Consider the following 22,404-nt stretch of genomic DNA (forward strand, 5'->3'; position numbering starts at 1 on the left):
GCGTGCGGCGGTGCTGTTGCTGTCGCTGATGACCTCGCGGGAGCGACGGTCACTTTCCTGATGACAGTTTGAAAGGATGATGCGGGTGTTGGCGGCAATCTGACTGCCGGTACGTACTCATGTGTCGACGATAAAACGCTTGCCGTTTGATCGCAGTGGTGGGCCGTGGCGACCAGACTCTGTTCAACTCGCGACGTCACCATCGGTGGATTTTGGTTTTAGCAAAGGGATACAGAAATGAACAAAGCCGTATTTTCAGCAGCCATGCTGCTCGTCATTGCCAGTGGCAGCGTCAGTGCTGCGGGCAGCAACAATGGCATCGCGCCGAACTCGCTCACAGCGAACGCGCTGCACTCCAATGCCTTGCATTCCAACGCATTGCACTCGAACGCGCTTACACAAAACGCACTGACACAAAATGCGCTCCGGCCAAACGGTATCTATCCAAACGGTATCTATCCAAACGGCAAGCGCGCCGCTGGTGCCGGCGCGGTAGCGCCGATTGTCCGGATCGGCACGTTGCCTAAAATGGCTTCCGCCGCATTGGTCAAGTAAGCCTTTCATGCGCGCTTGCCTGTTGTTTGCGGCCGCCGTATTCGGTTTGCTGTCCGGCTCGGTTTGGTCGGAAGTCATCCGCTATCAGTTGCGGGACGAACAAGAGGCAAGCAGTGAGGCCTCGCGTGAACGGCTGAAGTATCTGGTGGACTGTGCCTTGCCGGAAGGCGTGGCGGTCAGTGTCTCGCACAATGGCACGGTCTACCAGTTCGACGGCGCAATGGGCTTGGCGCCCGGATGGTTGACGCGCGGCCTCACCGTCGAAGAGCAGCAGCTGCTGACCACTTGCCTGTTGGCACGCACCAATTTTTTTGGCAAGCGCGTGCTGCTGTCGCTACGCGCCAACGACGATGTCACGGCGCCTGCTGCCTTACAGGTCAGCGCGCAAGAGGCGCTCGACAATCCCTATTTTGAGGCCGCTTTTTTTGGCAACATCTTCATCGACAACCCGCAGCTATTTGTTTGTGCCGGACCGGATGCCGGGGCGCGAGAAAAAAAGCTGGAGGCAATGCGGCGGGTATGCAGTTTGCCAGCGCCGGCTGAAGCGGGTGGGCCGGGTCATAGCCGTTGTAGCTTTTTGCTGGTCGGCGTCTGTTCGGCCAATACCTACAAGCAAAACGGCATTGACTATACCCGGCAGGCATTGAAGGTGTATTTGCCCGACCCGGACCTTGCGGCCGCGGAATTTACGGGTGCGGCCGCGGCAGGTGCGCAAACTCACCACTGACCCGGCGGTCATCGCAGCGTCATATTTTTAGTCATGCCGCTATCTTCCGCTGAGAACACGCTGTCGCAAGCAGAATCGCTGCGCTCGAACACCGAATCGCGGCGGCCGCGCAACATCATGGTGAACCGCGCTAATCCTCAGCAAGCAATCCGACCTGAGATCTGCCTCGGACTCACGTCCAGCCTCAACACGACGCCTACTGCCGTTTGAGCTGCGAAGTTGCTGGCGGTTGGCGGAAATATCCCGGCGCCGACGCATATACCCACAGACGCATAAAACAGAAGTCGCGTTCGGGATGAGGCATGGCCTCGTCGCCGTGCGCAGGTGCTCCAGGCGAGAGGTGGAAACAATGCGGCAATTCTTGATGTGGCTCAGTGCAGGCATTCTGCTTGCCGCTTGCAGCGGTGGTGGCAGTGGTGGCGATGGAGGTAGTGGTGGCACTCCCGCTACCGATTTGCAGCCGCCACAGATCAGCAACCGCGCACCTGCCCCCGGCGCTGTCCAGATTGTCCCGACCGCCGCCATTGTCGTCACGTTCAATGAAACCATTGACGGCAGCCAGGTCCAGGCCGCGCTGCGCGTTGCCGGACAGGATGTGGCCTTGCAATGGCAGATCAATGGCGCGGTGTTGAGCCTGCAACCACAGGATGCGGATCAGCTGTCCGGTGCAGCGGTGTTCACGCTGAGTGGTGTGCGCGATCGGGCCGGAAACGTTATGCCAGCCGCCGAGTGGTCCTGGACCTTGCAAACGATCGAGCCGGCATTTGGTTTGGCACAGCGGCCGGACAATACCAGTTGTGTGGCTCCCGCGAGTGCCGGCGGCAGCAGTTCGCTGGCGGTTGCCAAAGCCTTTCCGCAACTCCCGTTCATGGGCGGTCTGCTCGGGTTGTATCAGGCGCCCGGGGACAATGCTCGCTTCTATGCGGTGATCCAATCCGGTCGCATTCTGCGTTTTCAAAACAGTGTCAATGTCAGCCAGACCGAGACGGTGCTGGATATTGGCAATCGGGTAAACAGCAGCAACGAATCAGGCTTGCTGGGCATTGCCTTTCATCCCAATTTTGCCAGCAATGGTTTTCTCTACGTCAACTATGTTGCCAACGCGCCGTTTGCATCGCGGGTGTCTCGCTTTACCGTGCGCCCGGATGGTTCAGGCTTTGATCCCGCCTCGGAACAAGTCTTGTTGGAAGTGCCAGCGACAGCGACACATCACAAAGCAGGCCAAATTGCTTTTGGCCCGGATGGCTATCTCTACACATCGTTTGGTGATGATGAGTCGCCGGCAAACGGCCAACTCACCAGCACTCTGCACGGCAAAGTGATTCGGATCAACGTCAATGCTGGCGCACCGTACACCATTCCGGCTGACAATCCTTTCGTCAATGGTGGTGGTCGGCCTGAGATCTTTGCTTATGGTTTCCGCAACCCCTGGCGATTCAGTTTTGATCGCGTCACCGGCACCTTCTGGGTTGCCGATGTCGGTGAGACTCAGTGGGAGGAGATTGACCAGGTGACTCGCGGCGGCAACTACGGCTGGAGTGAGCTGGAAGGTGATCACTGTCGCAATGCCAGCAGCTGCAATCGCACGGGCAAGCAGGCGCCGGTTTTTGAATATTCACACGAACAGGGTTGCTCCATTATCGGCGGTGCCGTTTACCGAGGCTCCGCGCTCGCGGCGCTGCGCGGTACCTATGTCTACTCCGATTATTGTGCGGGCCATGTCTGGGGGCTGAACCGAACCGGCAGCGACTACCAGCAGACCGACTTTGGCGACATGCATCTGCAGCCGGTGGCGATCGCGGAGGACAATGCCGGTGAGTTGTACTTGCTGCAGATATGGCAGGGCGGTACCGGTGGTCAGATTTACAAAATCGTCGCCGGCTCCGGGCCGACCAGCAGCACCATTCCCACTCGATTGTCCGCGACCGGATGCGTTGCTGCCGATGCGCCACAGCAACCCGCGGCCGGCCTGCTGCCCTATACGGTCAATTCGCCATTGTGGTCGGACGGCGCGAGCAAGCAACGGTATATGGCGTTGCCGAACACCAGCACCATGGCAGTCGACAGTGTTGGTGATTTGAGCCTGCCGGTCGGCACCATTCTGATGAAAAACTTTTCCCTCGATAACCGCTTGGTGGAAACCCGGCTGCTGATGCATCACCAGGATGGTTGGTCAGGCTACAGCTATGAATGGCGCGATGATCAGTCGGATGCTGATCTGCTCGCCACCGGTAAGGACAAGGTGGTCGGCACTATCACCTGGCACTTTCCGAGTCGCGAGGAGTGCTCGCAGTGTCATACCGCCGCTTCCGGCAATGCCCTGAGCCCGGAGACGCGCCAGCTTAATCGGGATTATCACTATACCGCCAGCAACGTCACCGATAACCAACTGAGAACACTGGAACACATTGGCGTATTCAGCACGCCGTTGAGCGTCAGTCAGCGCAGTGAAAAATTTGCTGATCTGAGTGACAGCTCGACGACGTTGGCCGAGCGCGCGCGGAGTTATTTGCACAGCAATTGCAGCCATTGTCATCGTCCCGGCGGCAACACACCGGTGCAACTGGACTTCCGTTACGAGACGCCGCTGGCGCAAACCCAGGTCTGTGATCAACCGCCGGCGCTCGGCTCACTGGGGCTTGCTGATGCGCGGCTGTTGGCGGTCGGCGCACCGGAGCGCTCGGTTTTGCTGGCGCGAATGCGCGCGCTGGATGCCAACCGGATGCCGCCACTCGGCAGCCATGTGGTTGACCAGCAAGCCATCACCGTGCTGACCGACTGGATACGCTCACTCAACAATTGCGCCAGTGCGCTGTGACGGGCCACCGGACATGTTGCTCTACACCTTGTCAGTACAACGCCACTCGCTGGATTCCCCGCTATGCCAGCATGGTTTGGGTTTGCAGCCAATTGAAGTGACGTCGGATAAACGGGTCTACCTCTCCAGCAATGACAGCCTGATGGTTGTGCTGGTCAGTGCCGAACCGCCGCCGGCCAAACATTGTCGCGGTCACGTGATGTACCCGGTCAGCAGCACGGCTGAAGTCGATCAGCTGTATCAGCGAGCGACTGCCGCCGGCGCCGTCGCCTTGATGGCGCCACGGCGAACGGCGCTCGGTTACTACTCGGCCTATCTGAATGATGACGATGGCTATTTGTGGGAAATCACCGCCAACAGCCGCTTGCTGGATTGCAATTGATGACGGCACGGGTGCCGACGAACAGTCAGCGTTGCCAGGAGATCACGATGTCCGCAGAACCGACACCAAAGTTGCCGCTGCTGAGCGGCAAAAATTACCGCTGGCTACTGGTGCTGGCGAGTCTTCCGGTCGGTATGGCCATGGCGGCGCCGACGGTGGGCAACTGCCCACTCTTTCCGGACGATGCAATTTTCAACACCCGAATTGATGATCAAAGCCGCTTTCCCACCCACGCGATGAGTGCGACCTGGATTAACCAGGTGGGCGCCAACCGGCCGCTGCACCTGGATTGGGGCCGCAACGAAGATCAGCAGCAATGGCAGGACTATTACGGCATTCCGTTCAATGTGATCGACGGCACTGCACAGAGCACGTTGTGGCCGGTGGTCAGTTTCGACATCACCGATCCGCGTGCCGGCAACGGCGATGGTGAGCCGGGTGAAAGCGATTGCGCCGTTGCTGCCGGGGCGGGTTTCACCCTGCAGCGGGATTGCAGTCAGCTGGCGCCGTCGGCGCGGAAATTTCCGTTTCCGCTCGCCAATCTGATCAAGGCGGAATACGGCAGCTGTAACGATTCACAGCAGTGTGGTGATCGCCATGTTCTGATAGTCGAACAGGGCAGCTGCCGGCTCTGGGAAAGTTATTTCTCGTATCAGGTGGATCAGCAGTGGTATGCCTACTCCACTGCGGCCTGGCAGCTGGACTCCAATGCCATGCGCCCCGACGGCTGGACTTCCGGTGATGCCGCGGGTTTGCCGATTTTGCCCTTGCTGGTGCGCGTCGATGAAGCCGAGGCCGGGCTCATCGAACACGCCATACGGGTGACGTTCGATAACGCAGTGATCGATCGCGCCTATGTCTGGCCGGCCCGTCATTACGCCGGTGGCGCCAACGCCAATGCGATGCCGTTTGGCGCATTGTTGCGCCTGAAATCCGATACCCCGATTCCGGCCAACTGGAGTGTCGAAGCAAAAGCCATCGCGACGGCGATGAAGCGTTATGGCTTGTATGTCGCCGATATTGGCCAGAACCTGTTTGTCCAGGGTGAACCGAGCGCACGCTGGGATGAGGCAACTTGGGATCAGTTGCAAACGCTGCGGATGGCGCAGTTCGAGTTTGTTGACCTGTCGGGACTGCACGCTGAAGCCGGTTTTGATCCGGATTCGTTTGCCGTGCCGGGCAACACGCCGCCTCCGGCAAACACGCCGGCACCGGCATTGCTCGACCCGCTGCCGGCATCTATTGAATTGGTAAACGGCAGCGCCACGGTGACGCTGCACTGGCAAGCCCAGACCGGCGTGCGGGCCAATCGCTGGCAAGTGCTGGTCAACAATGTGCTGGTGCATGAAGAAACCATCGCCAGCGGTACTGACTTGCCGGCAGCAAGCTACAGTCATGTCGCCAGCACGTCGGGCTGGTTGGCGTTGAAGGTTCGCTTGTGTGCGGATCAACAGTGCAGCGATTCGGCGACACGTTCCGTGCTGGTACAGCGACCACTGCCCGCCGTGCCGACCATTGCGATGCTTGCCGCAAGTTACGATCGTGGCAGCAACAACAGTGTAACGGTGCCGGTCAATTGGCAATCGGCGGCGGCGCAGCGTGCCAGCACCGTGACGCTGCTGGTGAATGGTGCGGTTGCAGTGGAGCGCGCCCTGAGTGCGGGCGACGGGCCGGTAAGCGGTGAGCTGGATTACCTGGCAAATCAGGATGCTGAATTGACCGTGCAGGTTCGCTTGTGCAATGAGCGCTGTGTCGAATCGACGCCGATGTCGACGCGTGTCACCAGCACGCCATCGACACCGGCCAGCAGCGAGAGCGGTGGCTCGGGTGCGGGTAGTCTCGGTGAACTGCTGGCGAGCCTGTTGTTGTGGCTGGGCTGTCGTCGGCGTCGCTGAGGCGCGAGCACCTCACTGCACGATGGCGAATCGCCGACTGAGGATTCAGGCGGCATCATGGTGTCGATGTTTCTGATACAGAAACTCCAGCAGCTTGGCCCTTAGCTGGTGATAGCGTGGCTGTTCGGCCAGTGCAAGCCGGTCGCGTGGTCTCGGCAAATCCACGGTCAGGATGTCGCCGATGCGGGCGGCCGGACCGTTGGTCATCATGACCACGCGATCGGACAACAAAATGGCTTCATCGACGTCGTGGGTGACCATCACGACCGTCGAACCGGTGCCGGCAACGATGCGCAGCAGTTCGTCCTGCAGATGGGCGCGGGTCAGCGCATCGAGCGCACCGAACGGTTCATCCATCAGCAATACCTGCGGCTCCATGGCCAATGCCCGGGCAATGCCGACCCGCTGTTTCATGCCGCCGGAAATTTCCTGCGGCAGTTTGCTTGCGGCGGCGGACAAGCCAACCAGTGCCAGGGCTTGCTCGGTGCGCTGCCGGAGTTGCGCTTTCTTTTCTTTGCCACCGAACACCCGCTCGACGGCCAGATAGACATTGTCAAAGCAGCTGAGCCAGGGCAGCAGCGAATGGTTCTGGAACACCACCGCCCGCTCAGGCCGCGGCCCGGCCACCTCGCGGTTGTTGCAGATCACCACACCGCTGCTCGGCAGCGTCAGTCCGGCCAGCAAATTCAGCAACGTCGACTTGCCGCAGCCGGAGTGGCCGATCAGGGAAACGAATTCGCCTTTGGCAATCGCCAGATTAATCTGGTCGAGTGCCTGAAAACGACCCTGACGACCACTGAACACCATGTCGACCTGCTCGACGCTGATGAATTTTGCCTTTCCGTTGCTCATGTGCCGGCCTCGGTGATGGTGGAACGGTAACGGTTGTTCAGCAAAGCAAGTGCTGTGACATTTTTCAGTGGTAGCTGAAGCGCCGTGCCAACAGCACCAGGCTCTGCTCCAGCGCAAAGCCGATGCCGCCGACGACAAAAATGGCGATGATGATGTGGGCAACGTTCAGGTTGTTCCATTCATCCCAAACCCAGAAGCCGATGCCGACGCCGCCGGTCAGCATTTCGGCGGCGACAATTACCAGCCAGGCGACGCCAATCGACAAGCGAATACCGGTCAGCAGATACGGCAGCACGGCAGGAAACAAAATGTGGGTAAACACTTTCCACTCGCTGAGATTGAGCACGCGCGCCACATTCAGATAATCCTGCGGTACGCTGCGCACGCCCAGCGCGGTGTTGATCAAAATGGGCCACAGGCTGGAAATGAAAATCACCCAGATCGACGCTGGCTGCGCTTTCTGGAATACCAGCAGACCTATCGGTAACCAGGCCAGTGGTGATACCGGTCGCAGCAAATGAATGATCGGCGCCAGCATGCCGTTGATGAAAGCGAACCGGCCAATCAGAAAGCCCAGCGGAATGCCCACGCCGGCCGCCAGACCAAAGCCCAGCCCGACCCGGCCGAGCGAATACAGAATGTTCCAGCCGATGCCCTGATCGTTCGGACCATTGTCATAGAACGGATCGGCAAACAACGCGGCGGCCGCCTGCCAGGTTGCCAGCGGGCCGGGCAACTCCGGGCGCAACTGTGCCAGCCAGGTCCAGATCATCAGCAGCAGTGCAAGGCCAAGCAGTGGCGGCAATAGCAACTGCGTCAGCGCGCGCAAACGTTCGCGATTGACCTGTGCACGCAGGGCAAACTCCGCTTCGTGTTTGGCCAGCACTGCGGCCCGAAGTGTCGCCTGCTCCGTGCGCTGCTGGCGTTGCCGATGCGTTTGCTCGACGCCGGGATCTGGCGTGTTTGGTGCTGTTGATATTGATGCCACTGCCGGCACCGCGCTCAACTGTCTTGCCGTATTCATGCCGCCACACCTTGCGCGCTGTTGAGGCTGAAGCTGGCAGCGTAACGGGCCGGCTCCTTGCCATCCCAGATCTTGCCGTCGATCAGCTTGCTGCTGCGCAGGACGTCGCTGGGTACCGGGACTTTCGCTGCGGCTGCCGCTTGCTTGTAAATCGCGATCTGGTTGATCTGACTGGCGACGGACAGATAATCCGGCTCGCTGCTCAGCAGACCCCAGCGTCGGTGCTGGGTGAGAAACCACATGCCGTCGGACAAATACGGAAACGTCACCTGACCGTCGTTGTAGAACTTCATGTAGTTCGGATCCTGCCAGCGCCGGCCGATGCCATTGTCGTACTGGCCGAGAAAGCGCGACTCGATCACCTCGGCCGGCGCGTTGACATAGGCTTTGCCGGCAATCAATTTGGCCACGGTCGCGCGGTTGCGCGGATCGTCGATAAACCGCGATGCTTCCAGCAAGGCGGCAGTGAGTGCCCGCGCGGTGTTGGGATGCTGCTGGACAAACGCCGCCGTGCAGCCGAGCACCTTCTCCGGATGATCGGTCCAGATGTCTTGCGAGGTGGCGAGCGTGAAACCGATTTTGTCGAAGATGGCGCGGGCATTCCACGGCTCGCCAACACAGAAGCCGTCCATGTTACCGACCCGCATGTTGGCGACCATTTGTGGCGGCGGCACCACAATGGTTTTGACATCCTGAAACGGATGCACGCCGATGCTGGCCAGATAGTAATACAGCCACATCGCATGGGTGCCGGTCGGAAAGGTCTGGGCAAAGGTGTATTCGCGCGGATTTTTCTGAATGTGTTTGGCCAGCGACTCGCCATCACGCACGCCTTGCTCATTCAGCTGGTTCGACAGGGTTATCGCCTGACCGTTGTGATTCAGGTTCATCAGCACGGCCATGTCTTTCTTGCTGCCACCAATGCCCAGATGCACGCCGTACACGAGTCCGTATAAGACGTGCGCGGCATCCAGCTCGCCATTCACCAGCTTGTCGCGTACGGCGGCCCATGATGCCTCCTTGTTCGGCACAATCTCGATGCCATATTTTTTGTCAAAGCCCATTTGCGAGGCGACGATCACCGACGCGCAATCAGTCAGCGGAATAAAGCCAACCTGTACCCGGGTCTTCTCCGGCTTGTCGCTGCCTGCGGCCCAGGCTTGTCGCTGCGGCAACCAGCCGGCAACGGCGAGAGCGCTGGCGGCCAGCGCCAACTGTTTGCCAAACAGGCGCCGACCGCCGTTGATGACATCGGCGCTGATCCCCGCATCAGCGATCGCTGGCACGCTGGTGACATCGCCTGTTGGCGATGATTCATTGGCGGCGGTGCTATCACTTGTTGCGGCGGTAGTGGCGGGTTCGGCAGCAGTCTTCAGCAGGGCGACAGTCATGGCATTCTCCAAAAATGAAAACGGCGTCCGATGTCCTGCACGTTGCTGCAGGGCATGGGACGCCGTTGTCCGAACTGATGAGGAAAATTCAACTTTGCACAATGAAGAGAGCAAAGCGCATGCCAGCAAACCCGATTTCAGCCGATGCGCGCTTTGCGGCCGGCGTACTGTGGATTGCAGCGGCATGACGACGGCATTTCGGCAAACTCTGCGCACCGCCGTGAAGCAGCTTGCACCATTTCGCGGCCCCAGATTGATCGCGGCGATGCCTGTTGCCGTAACTTCGCTTGTGGCAGTGACTGTGCCTGTGACTGTGACGTATCGCTGCTACTGTGATGACGTTGTCACGACTGCCAACGCTTCAGCAGGTCGCTGGCCACTTCGGCGAGCGAGCGGCGGTTGCGCATGGCTCTATCGCGCAACTTGCGATAGGCCGTTTCTTCATTCAAGCCATCGCGCGCCATTAGCAGGCCCTTGGCAGTCGCCACCGATTGCCTCTCGTGTTGTTGCTGGGTGATGGCGTCAAGTTCGGTCAAGCGCTGCTGGTCCTGGCGGAAACGGGCGGCGGCGATACGCATGATCGGTGGCAATTTGCTGGCATCAATGCCTTCTACCGAGTAAATGCTGACGCCGGCCGCCATCGCCGCGCTGATGCTGGCATCGGAATCGTCGTTGCTGAACATCAACATCGGCCGGGGCGCATGGCTGTTGACCACACACAGTGATTCCAGCACATCGCGTGATGGCGAGGCGGTGTCGATCAAGATCAGATCCGGTTGAAAATCGGCAACCCGGCGCAGCAAACCGATCGCGCCTTCCATTTCCTGCACCGATTCAATACCCGCCTGCCGCAGTGCGGCGACCACCGGATCGATGCGGTCGTTGCTGTCTGCCACCACCAGCACTCGCATGTCATGACCTCCACTAACCCGGCGATCTGCTGCAAGCGACGGGCCGCATCACGTCCGATTCCTTATAACCATCACATGCGCTGCCTGTGGGCATTGGCTTGCGGCAGTCGTGACATTATGTCTTGCAGTGATGTCTCGCCGGGGTGCATCGCAGGCGAGCGGTTTTGGGGCGTGGGCTTGGTGCAAGTGAGCGGATCGTGGTTGGCACTGGTGCACGTGCGAGTGATGAAGCGGCCATCGAGTTCATCACGGTCACCATCAGCAATTCAAATTTGTCACCAGTTCATCTTCGTTTTTTAGCGGGAGAAATGCCGTACGGACTGGCTGTCGCGAGTCACTGCACCGATTCGGTGGCGGATTTGCACCGACAGTGTGCATATTTCTGTTCTATCCCGCTCTTTCGCGCGCGCAACAAGCCGCCGCGACGAGCGCTGCCATCAGCGTTGGCAACGCTGGCATCTGAATTGCAATCCATTTCGGCAAGACAACGGCGTCTTGTGTCCCGACTGGCGATTTCGCTAGCCGCGGCACAAGCGCCGTTTTTGCTTTTTGCGCAGGAGCGGCCGATGAAACAACAACTGGTGCTGGTCGGCAATGGCATGGCCGGCATGAAAGTCATTGAAGAGCTGCTGGCACTGGCGCCGGAGCGCTATGACATCACGGTGTTCGGTGCCGAACCGCACGGTAATTACAATCGCATCCTGCTGTCACCGGTGCTCGCCGGTGAGAAGCAGCCGGATGAGATTTTGATCAATCCCATCGATTGGTATGCCGAACGCGGCATCCAACTGCATTGCGGCAAGGCCGTCACCGTCGTTGACCGCGACGCTCGCATCGTGCGCACCGATTGCGGCATCGTCCAGCCTTATGATCAGCTGATTCTGGCAACCGGTTCGCTGCCGTTTGTGCTGCCGATACCGGGCCGTGATCTGGCGGGCGTGGTCTGCTACCGCGATCTGCACGATGTCGAGCAGATGCTCAGCGCCAGTCGGCAATTCCGCAATGCGGTGGTGATAGGTGGTGGCTTGCTCGGCTTGGAGGCCGCCTACGGTTTGCAAAAGCAGGGCATGGCGGTAACGGTGGTGCATCTGCTGCCGACGCTGATGGATCGACAGCTTGATGCCACCGCCGCCACGCTGCTGCAGCAAACGCTCGAAGCACGTGGCATCAAATTCAAAATGGCGGTGCAAACCAGCGCCCTGCTCGGCACGGAACGGGTCACTGCGGTGCAGTTTGCTGACGGCAGCAGCATACCCGCCGATCTGGTGGTGATGGCGGCCGGCGTCCGGCCCAATATTGCATTGGCTCAGCGCAGCGGACTCGGCTGCGAGCGCGGCGTGCTGGTTTCCGACACCTTGCAAAGTTCCGATGCCCGCATCTACGCCGTCGGTGAATGTGTGCAGCACCGGGGCCAGTGCTACGGACTGGTGGCGCCCTTGTATGAACAGGCGCGCGTCTGTGCCGCGCAGCTGGCAGGCAACAGCGAAGCGTTCTATCAGGGCTCGATGACCTCAACCAAATTGAAAGTGACCGGCGTCGAGCTGTTCTCGGCCGGCGAGTTTCAGGGCGGCGATGGTTGTGACAGCATTGTTTATCAGGATGCGGGTGCAGCGGTGTACAAGAAAGTCGTGCTGCGCGGCGACAAATTGGTTGGTGCCGTGCTGTATGGCGACACCGTCGATGGCGGTTGGTATTTCCAGCTGATGAAAGCGCAAACCAGCGTTGCCGCGCTGCGCGACAGTCTGCTGTTTGGTCCGGTCAGCGAAGCCGAAGGCGGCGGCCAACAGGCGGTGCTGGATTGGCCGGATGACAAGCCGGTTTGCGATTGCAATGGCGTCTGCAAAGGCAAGATTGTCGAGACGATACGCGGCAAGAATTTGCAAACACTGGATGCGGTGCGCGCCCACACCAAAGCTTCGGCGTCCTGCGGCGCCTGTACGCCGATGGTTGAGCAGTTGCTGGCTGCGGCCGTTGGTGACAACTACAGCGCGCCGGCGTTGCCGGCCATGTGCAGCTGCACCACGCTCAGCCACGATGCGGTGCGAAGCGCGATCCGCGAACAGAAATTGCTGTCACTGAGCCAGATCTTTCAGACCTTGGCGTGGCGTCACGCCGACGGCTGCGACAAATGCCGGCCGGCGCTGAATTTTTACTTGCTTGCGGCTTGGCCGGGCGAAGCGCAGGACGACAGTCAGGCCCGCTTCGTCAACGAGCGCATGCACGCGAATATTCAAAAAGATGGCAGTTATTCAGTGGTGCCGCGGATGTGGGGCGGTGTCACCAATTCCCACGAGCTGCGCAGCATCGCCGACGTGGTCGACAAATTTCAGATTCCAACCGTGAAAATCACTGGCGGTCAGCGGGTCGATTTGCTCGGCGTCAAAAAATCCGATTTGCCCGGCGTCTGGGCCGATCTGGCGAAAGCTGGTTTTGTTTCCGGTCACGCTTACGGCAAGGCGCTGCGTACCGTCAAAACCTGTGTCGGTTCCGAGTGGTGCCGGTTTGGTACCCAGGACTCGACCGCGATGGGCATCCAGTTGGAAAAGCTGACATGGGGCGCCTGGACGCCGCACAAATTCAAGATGGCAGTGTCGGGGTGTCCGCGCAATTGCGCCGAAGCCACCATCAAGGATTTCGGTGTCATTGCCATCGAATCCGGTTGGGAGCTACATGTCGGCGGCAATGGAGGCATCAAATTGCGCGGCACCGACGTGCTGTGCCGGGTCGAGACAATGGCCGAAGTCGAAGAATACTGTCTCGCGTTCATGCAGCTCTATCGTGATGAAGGTCGCTATCTCGAACGCACGGCGCCCTATCTGGAGCGTGTAGGTCTGGCCTATGTCCAGCAGCGCGTGGTGCATGACGCTGCGGGTCGACAATTGCTGGCGCAGCGGTTTCGCGATTCGCAGCAGCACTTCCAGAAAGATCCGTGGGCGGAGTTGGCGAGCCCGGCCTCTCGTGAGCGTTTTATTCCGATTGTCGATTTAAGTTGACCGGTGTTGGCCAAACGTGAAGGCATCGTTTTGAAAACGAGTGAAGGGAATAGCGAATGACCGCATTAACGAAGAGTGCATCAACATCGACAGCCGCACGCGGCGGCCGCGGCGGCGAGCTGCCGGGATTGCTCGACAGCAACTGGCTCGCCGTTGGCCTGCTGCGCAATATTCCCCCACAAGGTTCGCGAGTGGTGCGGACCGAGCACGGCGAGATCGCGGTGTTTCGCAACAGCGCAGATGAAGTGTTCGCTTTGCTGAATCGCTGTCCGCATCGCGGCGGACCGCTGGCGGAAGGCATTGTCCATGGTCGGCTGGTCAGTTGCCCCTTGCATGCCTGGCAGGTGCAACTCGACAGCGGCGAAGCAAAGGCGCCCGATATCGGTTGCGTGCCGCGGTTTCCGGTCAAGGTGGTCGGTGGTGAGGTCTATCTCGGCTTGCCAGCGCCAACGACATCGCGGGCGCGACTGAACACGGTGGACTGAACCATGTCAGCCGCGAAGAGGACCGCTGATGCGCTGATCCCGGTCACGATCCCAATCCAGAATCAGGAACAGACCCGGACCACCTGTCCGTATTGTGGTGTCGGTTGCGGGTTGCGGATTCAGCGCAGCGCCGACGGTCGTCTCAGCGTGCAAGGTGATCCGGAACATCCGGCCAATCTGGGCCGGTTGTGTTCAAAAGGTTCGGCATTGATTGACACGCTCGGGCTACAGGATCGCTTGCTGTATCCGGAGTGGCAGGACGCTGATGGCAGAATTCAGCGCATCAGTTGGGACACGGCACTCGATACCATTGCCAATCGCTTCGCTCGCATTCGCGCCGAACACGGTCCGCAGGCGATTGCCTTCTATGCCTCCGGTCAGATGCTGACCGAGGATTATTATGTCGCCAACAAACTGATGAAGGGCTTCATTGGCAGCGCCAATATCGATACCAATTCGCGCCTGTGCATGGCCTCGGCGGTCACCGGTCAGCAACTGGCATTTGGCGAAGACGTGGTTCCGGCGGCATATACCGATCTGGAGCAGGCCGATCTGGTTGTGCTCAGTGGCTCCAATCTGGCCTGGTGTCATCCGGTGCTGTTTCAGCGGCTGCAGGCGGCGAAGCAGGCGCGGCCTGCACTGCAGGTGATCGTGATTGACCCGCGCCGCACCGAAACCTGCGTGATTGCCGATCAGCATTTGCCGATCGCGGCGGGCAGCGATGTCTGGTTGTGGAGCGGTTTGCTGGTGCATCTGGTGCAGTACGGCCAGCTCGATTTTGCCTTTCTTGAACGTCACGTCGACGGCTGGGCCGATTGCATTGCGGCGGCAAAAATTGCCGCGCCGAATCTGTCGACCGTCGCCCGCCAGTGCGGCATCAGCGAAGAGTCGCTGCAGAGTTTCTATCGTCGTTTTGCGGCGACGGCAAACGTGGTGACGGCGTATTCGCAAGGCGTCAATCAAAGCAGTGCCGGCACCGACAAGGTCAGCGCCATTCTGAATGTGCACCTGGCCACCGGTCGGATCGGCAAACCGGGCTGCGGTCCGCTGTCGTTGACCGGTCAGCCCAATGCAATGGGCGGTCGGGAAGTCGGCGGCATGGCAACGACACTGGCAGCGCATCTGTCCTTTACGCCGGCTGATCGCGATTGCCTGCAGCGTTTCTGGTCCGCGCCGAATCTGGTTACCGGCCCGGGTTTGAAAGCAGTCGATTTGTTTGACGCCATCGCCGACGGTCAGATCAAAGCCGTCTGGATCATGGCAACCAATCCGGTGGTCAGTTTGCCCAATGCCAATCGGGTCCGGGCAGCGCTGCAGCGCTGCGAGTTGGTGATCGCTTCCGATTTTGTGCGGCACACCGATACCGTCGAGCTCGCGCAGCTACGCCTGCCGGCGCTGGCCTGGGGCGAAAAGGACGGCACAGTCAGCAATTCCGAACGGCGCATTTCCCGGCAGCGGGCGTTTCTACCAGCACCCGGTGAAGCAAAAGCCGATTGGTGGGCCCTCTGCGAAGTTGGCAAACGGCTCGGCTATGAAAGCGCTTTTGCGTTCACCAACGCGCAGGAGATTTTCACCGAGCACGCGCGCTTGTCGGAGTTTGAAAACACCGGAAAACGGATCTTTCGCCTCGGCGCACTGGCGCAGCTGGACGCGGCACAGTACGACCAATTGACACCGGTGCAGTGGCCGATCACGGCCAGCGGTGAAGGCCGCGTGCGGCTGTTTGGTGAGGGTGCATTTGCCCGCGAGAATGGTCGCGCCCGGATGCAGGCGCTGACCGCGCGGCCGCCGGCACAGCCATTGACTGCGGCGTTTCCGTTGGTGCTGAACACCGGTCGCATCCGCGATCAGTGGCATACCATGACGCGCACGGCTCGTGCCAGCAAACTCAATGGCCACCAAAGTGAGCCGCTGCTGCACATCCATCCGCGCGATGCCGAACACTACGGTCTGCAATCAGGGCAATTTGCCGCCTTGGACAGTCACTGGGGTAACGCCCTGCTGCGCGTGCAATGCGATGACGGCATGCGCATCGGCAGTGTTTTCGCACCGATGCACTGGAGTGAACAATTTGCAAGCAATGCTCGCATCGATGCGGTGGTTAATCCCGATTGCGATCCGCAGTCGGGGCAGCCGGAATTCAAGCACACGCCGGTTCGGGTGCAAGCGGTGCCGATGGCATGGCAGGGATTTCTGCTGACGCGCGAGCCGCTGGCGGCGCCACCGCGCTGTCGCTACTGGAGCCGGATTCCTGTTGTCGCCTGCACGCGTTACGAAGTGGCCGATAGCGAGCGCAGCGACGTGACGACGCTGCTGTCGGCAATTTTTGCGGCCGAGTCGATGCCTGCTGGTGAGCGTATCGACTGGGGCGATTCGGCACGCGGTGCCTATCGGGCCGCATGGTTGCAGGAGGGCCGCCTGCAGGCCTGCTTGTTCGTGGCGCCGGATGGCGGATTGCCGGAGCGGCACTGGCTGCAAAGTTTGTTCGGTCAGCCGAGCCTGTCGATGGCGGATCGCAAAGCCTTGCTGTCGGGGCGCAGCAGCAGTCCGGTCGCAGCAACCGGCGCCATTGTCTGTGCCTGTTTTGCTGTCGGTGAACTGACCCTGCGGCAACACATTCGTGCTGGCAATCGCAGCCCGGCCGCGCTGACCCGCGTCTGCCAGGCCGGCGGCAATTGCGGGTCTTGTGTGCCGGCGCTGCAACGCTTGATTGATACCGAACTGCGCCAGCAGGTCAGCGCATGATTGCCACGCGCATCAATACCGAATTGCCCGCGATGGACAGTGGCGGTTGGTGGCAACGCCTGTACCGGCGCTGGTTTTCTTCGGAAAAGAGATTGTCGGAAAAGAGATCGTCGGAAAGGACAACGTCGGAAAGGACAACGTCGGAAAGGGCATCGTCGGAAAAAACAGCGACAGAAAAAATATCGCCGGCGATAAAAAAATCGTCAACCAGCATTCGTGGAAACGGCAAAGTGTTTCTGGTCGGCGCCGGTCCCGGCGATCCGGAATTGCTGACCCTGAAAGCTGCGCGCATTCTGGCCGCCGCCGATGTCGTGCTCTATGACCGGCTGGTTTCGACCGCCATCCTGGCGCTGGTGCCGGCACGCGCGCACACCCAGTATGTTGGCAAATGCAGCGGCGATCATCATGTTGCCCAGGCTGAGACCGAGCAACTGCTGGTGCACTACTCACAGCAAGGTTTGCAAGTCGTCCGGCTCAAAGGCGGCGATCCGTTTCTATTTGGGCGCGGCGGTGAAGAAATGCAAACGCTGTGGCGCGCTGGCATCGAGGTGGAAGTCGTACCCGGCATCACCGCCGCGCTCGGCTGCGCGGCCTACGCCGGCATTCCGCTGACCCATCGCGATTACGCGTCATCGGTGTTGTTTCTGACCGGCTGCAATCAGCATGGCGACTTGCCAGCCAGCAGCGAAGCGCTGGCACGCCGTGATCAGACATTGGTGATTTACATGGGGCTGGCGCGCATGCCACAACTCTGCGCATCGTTGCAGCAGTGCGGGCTTCCCGCCGATTGGCCGGTGGCGTTGATTGCACAGGGGACGACATCAAGTCAGCAGGTACTAACCGGTACACTGGCGACGATCAATGAAGAGCTGGCGGTGATGCCCTTGGTCAGTCCGACGTTAGTTGTGGTGGGAAGGGTGGTGGAGGTGTTGTTGCAGCAGCCGGCACGCTGGGTTGCTGCATCAGTGGATAGCTAGGAGCGGGCTTGCTCGCGATTGCGCTTTTTTTTTTAAATTTCAGAAAAAATGCGTTTCCAGGCAGCTGAAATGTTTTGCAAGGTCGGAGCGGCAATCACCCCCTCCCGGCCTCCCCCTTCGCAGGGGGAGGAGCAAAACGGTTCCCTCCCCTGTCAAGGGGAGGGCTAGGGTGGGGTAGTTGCCGCTCCGCGCTTGCAATACGCTGCTGCAGTCAGGCACGCGTCGCCATCACTTCGCCCATCCGGATACCGTTACCCGGCTGCCATTGTGGGTTCAATGCATAAGCATTTTTCGGGAACAATGCGACTACCGTCGAACCGAGCAGGAAGCGGCCCATCTCGGCGCCTTGTTCCAGCACGATGTTCTGATCATCGTAACGCCATTCGCAAATGACGCCCGGTCGCGGCGGGTTGATCAGGCCATGCCAGACCGTCGCCATGCTGCCGACAATGGTGGCGCCAACCAACACCTGCACAAACAAACCGTGTTCGCCTTCGAACACGCACACGGTGCGTTCGTTGCGGGCAAACAAGCCGGGCACCGCGCGCGCGGTCAGCGGATTGACCGAGAACAGATCGCCGGGGATGTAACGCATCAATTTCAGTTTGCCTTTGCAGGGCATGTGTATGCGGTGGTAATCCTTTGGCGACAGGTAGAGCGTGGCGAACAAGCCATCCTGAAACTGCGCGGCCAATTCCGGATCGTCGCCGAGCAGGGTGTTGGTCGAATACTGATGGCCCTTGGCCTGAAAAATCTGATCGCCGGCAATCGGCCCGGCTTGCGAAATCGCGCCATCGACGGGGCAGATCAGCGCGCTGCTCGCCAGCGGCCGGGCGCCGTCCTTCAGCGGCCGGGTGAAGAAGTCATTGAAGCTGGTGTAGCTGGCCGGATCCGGGTTGACTGCTTCGGCCATGTTGACGCCGTAGCGCTTGATGAATTTGCGAATGGCCCAGGTGGTCAGGCTGCCGGCTTGGGCGGAAGCAGCCTTGCCGGCCAGCACGGTCAGCAGCTGCTTGGGCATCAGGTATTGCGGCAGGACTTTCAGACGATCACTCACAACATTTCCTCGGGTGGTTCGGGCGGCTGGCGTCTAGGTTCGGCCAGCTACGACCGGCGTGATAGCGGCCGGTCGGAAAAAGGGGCGTTAAAAAACGGCTGTAAAAAAGGCCGGCTAGGATACCACCGTCGCCCGCCCGCGAAACCGGGCTGGCGACGGCTGGCTTTGCCGGCCCTATGCTAGGCTCGGCGCCGCGCGAAGCTGCTTTGCTCCGATCAACACGGCTCCGTGCCGGCCGAGATCGCTTCGGGCCGCCCCATATCGCTTCGCGACCCAAAAGGACAAACGCACGTCATGGTGGATTCCCTGCTCGGCTGGACCTCGACTCACCCGGCTTGGGCGGTGCTGGTGGTGGCGCTGGTCGCCTTTCTGGAGTCGCTGGTCATCGTCGGCTTTTTCGTCCCGGGCTGGTTGCTGCTGCTGGGTCTCGGCACCCTGGTCGGCGCCGGTCACCTGCCGTTCTGGCCGATTGTCTGGGCGGCCTATGTCGGCGCCGTGCTGGGCGAGGCGGTCGGGTTTTGGCTGGGTCATCACCATAGCCAGCGCATCCAGAACTCGCGCTTTTTTGCCGGCCATCAGCCGCTGCTGAAGCAGGCCGAAGCGCTGTTCATCCGCTATGGCGTGCTGAGCCTGCTGGTCGGTCGTTTCGTCGGGCCGATTCGGGCGGTGCTGCCGTTTGTCGCCGGGTTGCTGCAATTCCCCTGGCGCTTTTACTGGCCGACCAATTTGCTCGGCGGCCTGCTCTGGGCGCCGGCCTATCTACTGCCGGGCATTGCGGTTGGTGCCTCGTTGAACCTGCCGCTGGCTTCGTTGTGGCCGCTCGCATTTCATCTGGCGCTGGTGGCGGCGCTGCTGTGGGCGGCGCGTCAGCTCTGGTCGTTGCGACGTGCGGCCGCTGCGGCCGTGATCGCGCTGGCCACCGGCCTGCTGCTGCTATTGCCGGTACTGCCGTGGTGGCAAGTGCTGCTGGATGTGCTGAAGGCGATTGGCACGGTCATCGGCAAAGGGTGAGCCCCACCTGCGCGGCGATAAGTGTTGAGTCATGGATGCAGCGCGATGGCCGTTGCCTTGTCGATGCGCGTTCGGCAATCGCACCCGTCATAACCAACGACCATAATCGCTCGATTGACAGCGTATCCGGGCAGCCCCTAGTCTCGACGCCATGAACACACGACTTCAGTCCTACTTTTTTTACTTTACTCTCCAGCGAGCCGGGGAGGGCTGAGTCGCGAGCGGGTAAAACGCCAAGCGCCAGCAAAAAAACCTCCCCAGCCGGGGAGGTTTTTTTTTGCCCCGCAGGGATGCGGGGCATGCCGACAATTGCCGGGAGCAATTGCGGCGCGCGTGGCCCACGAATTCTGATTTGACTTACCTGAAGCTATCCGGAGCCAGACATGAGTACTGACAACGCAGCGCAGCCGCTGCAGCAATTGCGCGAACAAATCAGCGCGCTCGACAGCAGCATGCTGGAGCTGTTGGCCCAGCGCCAGCAACTGGCGCGGGCGGTTGCTGCCAGCAAAATCGATTCGCAGTTACCGCTGCGCGACATCGCCCGGGAAGAAAAACTGCTGAGCCAGCACGTGCAGAAAGCCCAGCAGCTGGGCCTGCATCCGCGCTATGTCACCAAGATTTTTCACGCCGTGATCGAAGAGTCGCTGCGGGCGCAGCGGGCCACGCTGCACCCCTTGCCGAACACTGCTCGCGTTGCCGTGCTCGGCGGTCAAGGGTCTTACAGCGCGTTGGCGGCCGAAGCCTGGTTTGCCAATGTCGCCGAGCTGGAGCTGAAACCGGGCCGGCAATTTCGTGATGTGGTCCATTTGCTGCGCAGCGGTGACAGCGATTACGCCGTGCTGCCAATCGAAAACAGCATCACTGGTGCGATCAGCGCTGTCTACGATTTGCTGCGCGATGGTGATCTGTATGTGGTCGGCGAGCATTACCTGCCGATAAAACATTCGCTGCTGGCCAAGCCCGGCGTTGGCATCAACCAGATTCAGAATGTGCTGGGCCATCCACAGGCGCTGGCGCAGTGTGATGATTTCCTGCAGCGCAACCGGCTGGCGCTCAGTTACTGCGACAGCACTGCCGCTGCGCTTAAGCAGGTCGCCAGTGCCGAGGCGCCGCTGGCGGTGATTGGTAGCGAAGCGGTCGCGGCGGAGTACGGTCTGGTGGTGCTGGCTGATGCCATTGCCAACACCGCCGACAACGAAACGCGTTTCGTTGTGTTGTCACGCACGCTGCAATCGGTGCCGGCACCGGTGGCCAGCAAAACCTCGCTGATGTTCTGTACCTGGCAGCGGCCGGGCGCGTTGGCCGATGCCTTGTTGGTGTTCCGTGATCGTGCCATCAACCTGACTCGCATCGAATCGCGACCGATGCCGGGTGAACCATGGCAGGCGATGTTCTTCCTCGATTGCGAAGGCAATATCGAAAGCGAAACGCTGCAAGAAGCCGTGCAAGCGCTGAGCCGCTGCACGCGGGTATTGCGCGTGCTGGGTTGCTACCCCAGCGAGCGGCTGCCGCCGGCACAAGTGCCGGTTACGGTGTTGGCGCAAAGCGAAACGGAAAGCCGTACGGAAAACTCGTCGCCGGTGTCAGACCCCACGTCTTCGATTGGCCTAGCGGTCGCAGCGCCGGCAAAAAAACCGGCCAAGGCCGGCAAGGGCTGGAAGCTGGCCAGTCGCGAACACAAACCGGATGACACCATTGTCGAAGTCGGCGGCGTTCGTATCGGTGACGATTTCATTGTCATGGCCGGACCGTGTTCGATTGAATCGGTCGAGCAAATCGAAAGCTGTGCCGCCTGGGCAGCGCAGCACGGTGCGCGGATTTTGCGTGGTGGCTGCTTCAAGCCGCGCACCTCGCCGTACGCGTTTCAGGGACTCGGCCTGCCGGGGCTCGACATGATGAAACAAGCCGGCGATCGGCACGGCCTGCCGATCATCACCGAAGTGATGAGCATCGAAGATATCGAGCCGGTGGCGCGGCAGTCCGACATTCTGCAGATCGGTGCCCGCAACATGCAGAATTTCTCACTGCTGAAAGAGCTCGGCAAAACCCATCGGCCGGTGATGCTCAAACGCGGCCTGATGAATTCGATTGATGAATGGCTGCAAGCCGCCGAATACATTTTGGCTGGCGGCAACCAGCAAGTGATTCTGTGCGAACGCGGTATCCGCACGTTTGAAACGGCGACCCGCAGTACGCTCGACTTGAGCGCGGTGCCGGTGCTGCGCGAGCTGACCCATTTGCCGATCATCGTTGATCCCTCGCATGCGGCTGGCCGCCGTGATCTGGTGCCGGCGCTGGCACAGGCGGCCAAGGCGGTTGGTGCCCACGGCATCATTGTCGAGTTTCATCCGGAGCCGGAAAAGGCGCTGTCGGACGGCCCGCAAGCGCTCTACTTCGAGCAGTTCGCCGGCATGATGCAGCGGCTGTATCAGTAAGGACGTGCTGGTGCCGGTCCAGGTTTTGTTCCTGGTCTTGAGCAGGTTCTTGGTGCTGGCTGCGACAGCTGCCGCCTCGCTGCGGTGAGCGCAGTCACGGTCGGCACATCAGGATTTCTGCGGGTTGGCGCGGCGTTTTTGCGGCA

General features: G+C 60.4%; 17 protein-coding genes. 11 read left to right on the forward strand and 6 right to left on the reverse strand.

The genetic code is table 11. From position 1 onward, the window contains the following. Positions 1-237: 237 nt before the first annotated feature. The 5 genes from HPT27_RS06025 to HPT27_RS06045 all read left to right on the forward strand — a co-directional run bounded on the left by HPT27_RS06025 (position 238) and on the right by HPT27_RS06045 (position 6,377). The gene (locus tag HPT27_RS06025) at positions 238-555 is read left to right on the forward strand and encodes a hypothetical protein (RefSeq protein WP_172237158.1); all 318 of its coding nucleotides are present in this window, start codon (positions 238-240) and stop codon (positions 553-555) included. 7 nt (positions 556-562) lie between these two features. Then, positions 563-1,282 (forward strand): hypothetical protein, encoded by a 720-nt coding sequence (locus HPT27_RS06030; protein ID WP_172240406.1) that lies wholly within the window; start codon positions 563-565, stop codon positions 1,280-1,282. A 349-nt stretch (positions 1,283-1,631) separates the two neighbouring features. After that, positions 1,632-4,100, forward strand: coding sequence for a PQQ-dependent sugar dehydrogenase (locus HPT27_RS06035; protein WP_172240409.1), 2,469 nt, complete (start codon positions 1,632-1,634; stop codon positions 4,098-4,100). A 13-nt stretch (positions 4,101-4,113) separates the two neighbouring features. After that, the gene (locus HPT27_RS06040) at positions 4,114-4,482 is read left to right on the forward strand and encodes a VOC family protein (protein ID WP_172240412.1); all 369 of its coding nucleotides are present in this window, start codon (positions 4,114-4,116) and stop codon (positions 4,480-4,482) included. Positions 4,483-4,529: 47 nt separating this feature from the next. Continuing rightward, on the forward strand, positions 4,530-6,377 hold the full coding sequence (locus HPT27_RS06045; protein WP_172240415.1) for a chitinase N-terminal domain-containing protein: 1,848 nt from the start codon (positions 4,530-4,532) through the stop codon (positions 6,375-6,377). Positions 6,378-6,422: 45 nt separating this feature from the next. Here the strand turns inward: HPT27_RS06045 and HPT27_RS06050 are convergent, their stop codons facing one another. From HPT27_RS06050 to HPT27_RS06065, 4 genes are all read right to left on the reverse strand, one after another. Further along, positions 6,423-7,229 (reverse strand): ABC transporter ATP-binding protein, encoded by an 807-nt coding sequence (locus HPT27_RS06050; protein ID WP_172240418.1) that lies wholly within the window; start codon positions 7,227-7,229, stop codon positions 6,423-6,425. A 64-nt stretch (positions 7,230-7,293) separates the two neighbouring features. Beyond that, on the reverse strand, positions 7,294-8,253 hold the full coding sequence (gene ntrB / locus HPT27_RS06055; protein ID WP_172240421.1) for a nitrate ABC transporter permease: 960 nt from the start codon (positions 8,251-8,253) through the stop codon (positions 7,294-7,296). Continuing rightward, positions 8,250-9,530: a CmpA/NrtA family ABC transporter substrate-binding protein gene (locus tag HPT27_RS06060; RefSeq protein WP_407951133.1), complete on the reverse strand. Its 1,281-nt coding sequence runs from the start codon at positions 9,528-9,530 to the stop codon at positions 8,250-8,252. Before HPT27_RS06060 ends, ntrB begins: the two co-directional genes overlap by 4 nt. 458 nt (positions 9,531-9,988) lie before the next feature. Beyond that, positions 9,989-10,555, reverse strand: coding sequence for an ANTAR domain-containing response regulator (locus HPT27_RS06065; RefSeq protein ID WP_172240427.1), 567 nt, complete (start codon positions 10,553-10,555; stop codon positions 9,989-9,991). A gap of 566 nt (positions 10,556-11,121) precedes the next feature. On the opposite strand from HPT27_RS06065, the gene nirB reads away from it, so the two are divergent. The 3 genes from nirB (at position 11,122) to HPT27_RS06080 (ending at position 16,778) form a co-directional block, all read left to right on the forward strand. Then, the gene (nirB, locus tag HPT27_RS06070) at positions 11,122-13,548 is read left to right on the forward strand and encodes a nitrite reductase large subunit NirB (protein WP_211197867.1); all 2,427 of its coding nucleotides are present in this window, start codon (positions 11,122-11,124) and stop codon (positions 13,546-13,548) included. A gap of 128 nt (positions 13,549-13,676) precedes the next feature. Beyond that, positions 13,677-14,033 (forward strand): nitrite reductase small subunit NirD, encoded by a 357-nt coding sequence (gene nirD / locus HPT27_RS06075; protein WP_235950962.1) that lies wholly within the window; start codon positions 13,677-13,679, stop codon positions 14,031-14,033. Between the two features lie 3 nt (positions 14,034-14,036). Continuing rightward, positions 14,037-16,778 (forward strand): nitrate reductase, encoded by a 2,742-nt coding sequence (locus HPT27_RS06080; RefSeq protein WP_172240433.1) that lies wholly within the window; start codon positions 14,037-14,039, stop codon positions 16,776-16,778. Here HPT27_RS06080 and HPT27_RS19055 read toward each other — a convergent pair. Beyond that, positions 16,768-16,992, reverse strand: coding sequence for a hypothetical protein (locus HPT27_RS19055; protein WP_211197868.1), 225 nt, complete (start codon positions 16,990-16,992; stop codon positions 16,768-16,770). The genes HPT27_RS06080 and HPT27_RS19055 overlap by 11 nt on opposite strands. A 16-nt stretch (positions 16,993-17,008) precedes the next feature. On the opposite strand from HPT27_RS19055, the gene cobA reads away from it, so the two are divergent. Further along, a complete protein-coding gene (gene cobA / locus HPT27_RS06085; protein ID WP_211197869.1) occupies positions 17,009-17,755 on the forward strand; it encodes a uroporphyrinogen-III C-methyltransferase in 747 nt (248 codons plus the stop codon). 211 nt (positions 17,756-17,966) lie between these two features. On the opposite strand, the gene asd is transcribed toward cobA, so the two are convergent. Then, on the reverse strand, positions 17,967-18,812 hold the full coding sequence (gene asd, locus HPT27_RS06090; RefSeq protein ID WP_172240436.1) for an archaetidylserine decarboxylase: 846 nt from the start codon (positions 18,810-18,812) through the stop codon (positions 17,967-17,969). A 294-nt stretch (positions 18,813-19,106) separates the two neighbouring features. Between asd and HPT27_RS06095 the strand changes: the two genes are divergently transcribed. Further along, on the forward strand, positions 19,107-19,823 hold the full coding sequence (locus HPT27_RS06095) for a DedA family protein (RefSeq protein WP_172240439.1): 717 nt from the start codon (positions 19,107-19,109) through the stop codon (positions 19,821-19,823). 383 nt (positions 19,824-20,206) lie between these two features. Then, positions 20,207-22,258, forward strand: a complete 2,052-nt coding sequence (gene aroF / locus HPT27_RS06100; RefSeq protein WP_172240442.1) for a 3-deoxy-7-phosphoheptulonate synthase — start codon at positions 20,207-20,209, stop codon at positions 22,256-22,258. Positions 22,259-22,404: the final 146 nt, after the last annotated feature.

The organism is Permianibacter fluminis (assembly GCF_013179735.1).
GTDB lineage: Bacteria > Pseudomonadota > Gammaproteobacteria > Enterobacterales > Permianibacteraceae > Permianibacter > Permianibacter fluminis.

What these genes read in the sequence shown, in the direction of transcription:
- HPT27_RS06025 (WP_172237158.1), top strand. Translation starts at nt 238, where the DNA reads ATGAACAAAGCCGTATTTTCAGCAGCCATGCTGCTCGTCATTGCCAGT.
- HPT27_RS06030 (WP_172240406.1), top strand. Translation starts at nt 563, where the DNA reads ATGCGCGCTTGCCTGTTGTTTGCGGCCGCCGTATTCGGTTTGCTGTCC.
- HPT27_RS06035 (WP_172240409.1), top strand. Translation starts at nt 1,632, where the DNA reads ATGCGGCAATTCTTGATGTGGCTCAGTGCAGGCATTCTGCTTGCCGCT.
- HPT27_RS06040 (WP_172240412.1), top strand. Translation starts at nt 4,114, where the DNA reads ATGTTGCTCTACACCTTGTCAGTACAACGCCACTCGCTGGATTCCCCG.
- HPT27_RS06045 (WP_172240415.1), top strand. Translation starts at nt 4,530, where the DNA reads ATGTCCGCAGAACCGACACCAAAGTTGCCGCTGCTGAGCGGCAAAAAT.
- HPT27_RS06050 (WP_172240418.1), bottom strand. Translation starts at nt 7,229, where the DNA reads ATGAGCAACGGAAAGGCAAAATTCATCAGCGTCGAGCAGGTCGACATG.
- ntrB (WP_172240421.1), bottom strand. Translation starts at nt 8,253, where the DNA reads ATGAATACGGCAAGACAGTTGAGCGCGGTGCCGGCAGTGGCATCAATA.
- HPT27_RS06065 (WP_172240427.1), bottom strand. Translation starts at nt 10,555, where the DNA reads ATGCGAGTGCTGGTGGTGGCAGACAGCAACGACCGCATCGATCCGGTG.
- nirB (WP_211197867.1), top strand. Translation starts at nt 11,122, where the DNA reads ATGAAACAACAACTGGTGCTGGTCGGCAATGGCATGGCCGGCATGAAA.
- HPT27_RS06080 (WP_172240433.1), top strand. Translation starts at nt 14,037, where the DNA reads ATGTCAGCCGCGAAGAGGACCGCTGATGCGCTGATCCCGGTCACGATC.
- HPT27_RS19055 (WP_211197868.1), bottom strand. Translation starts at nt 16,992, where the DNA reads ATGCTGGTTGACGATTTTTTTATCGCCGGCGATATTTTTTCTGTCGCT.
- HPT27_RS06095 (WP_172240439.1), top strand. Translation starts at nt 19,107, where the DNA reads ATGGTGGATTCCCTGCTCGGCTGGACCTCGACTCACCCGGCTTGGGCG.
- aroF (WP_172240442.1), top strand. Translation starts at nt 20,207, where the DNA reads ATGAGTACTGACAACGCAGCGCAGCCGCTGCAGCAATTGCGCGAACAA.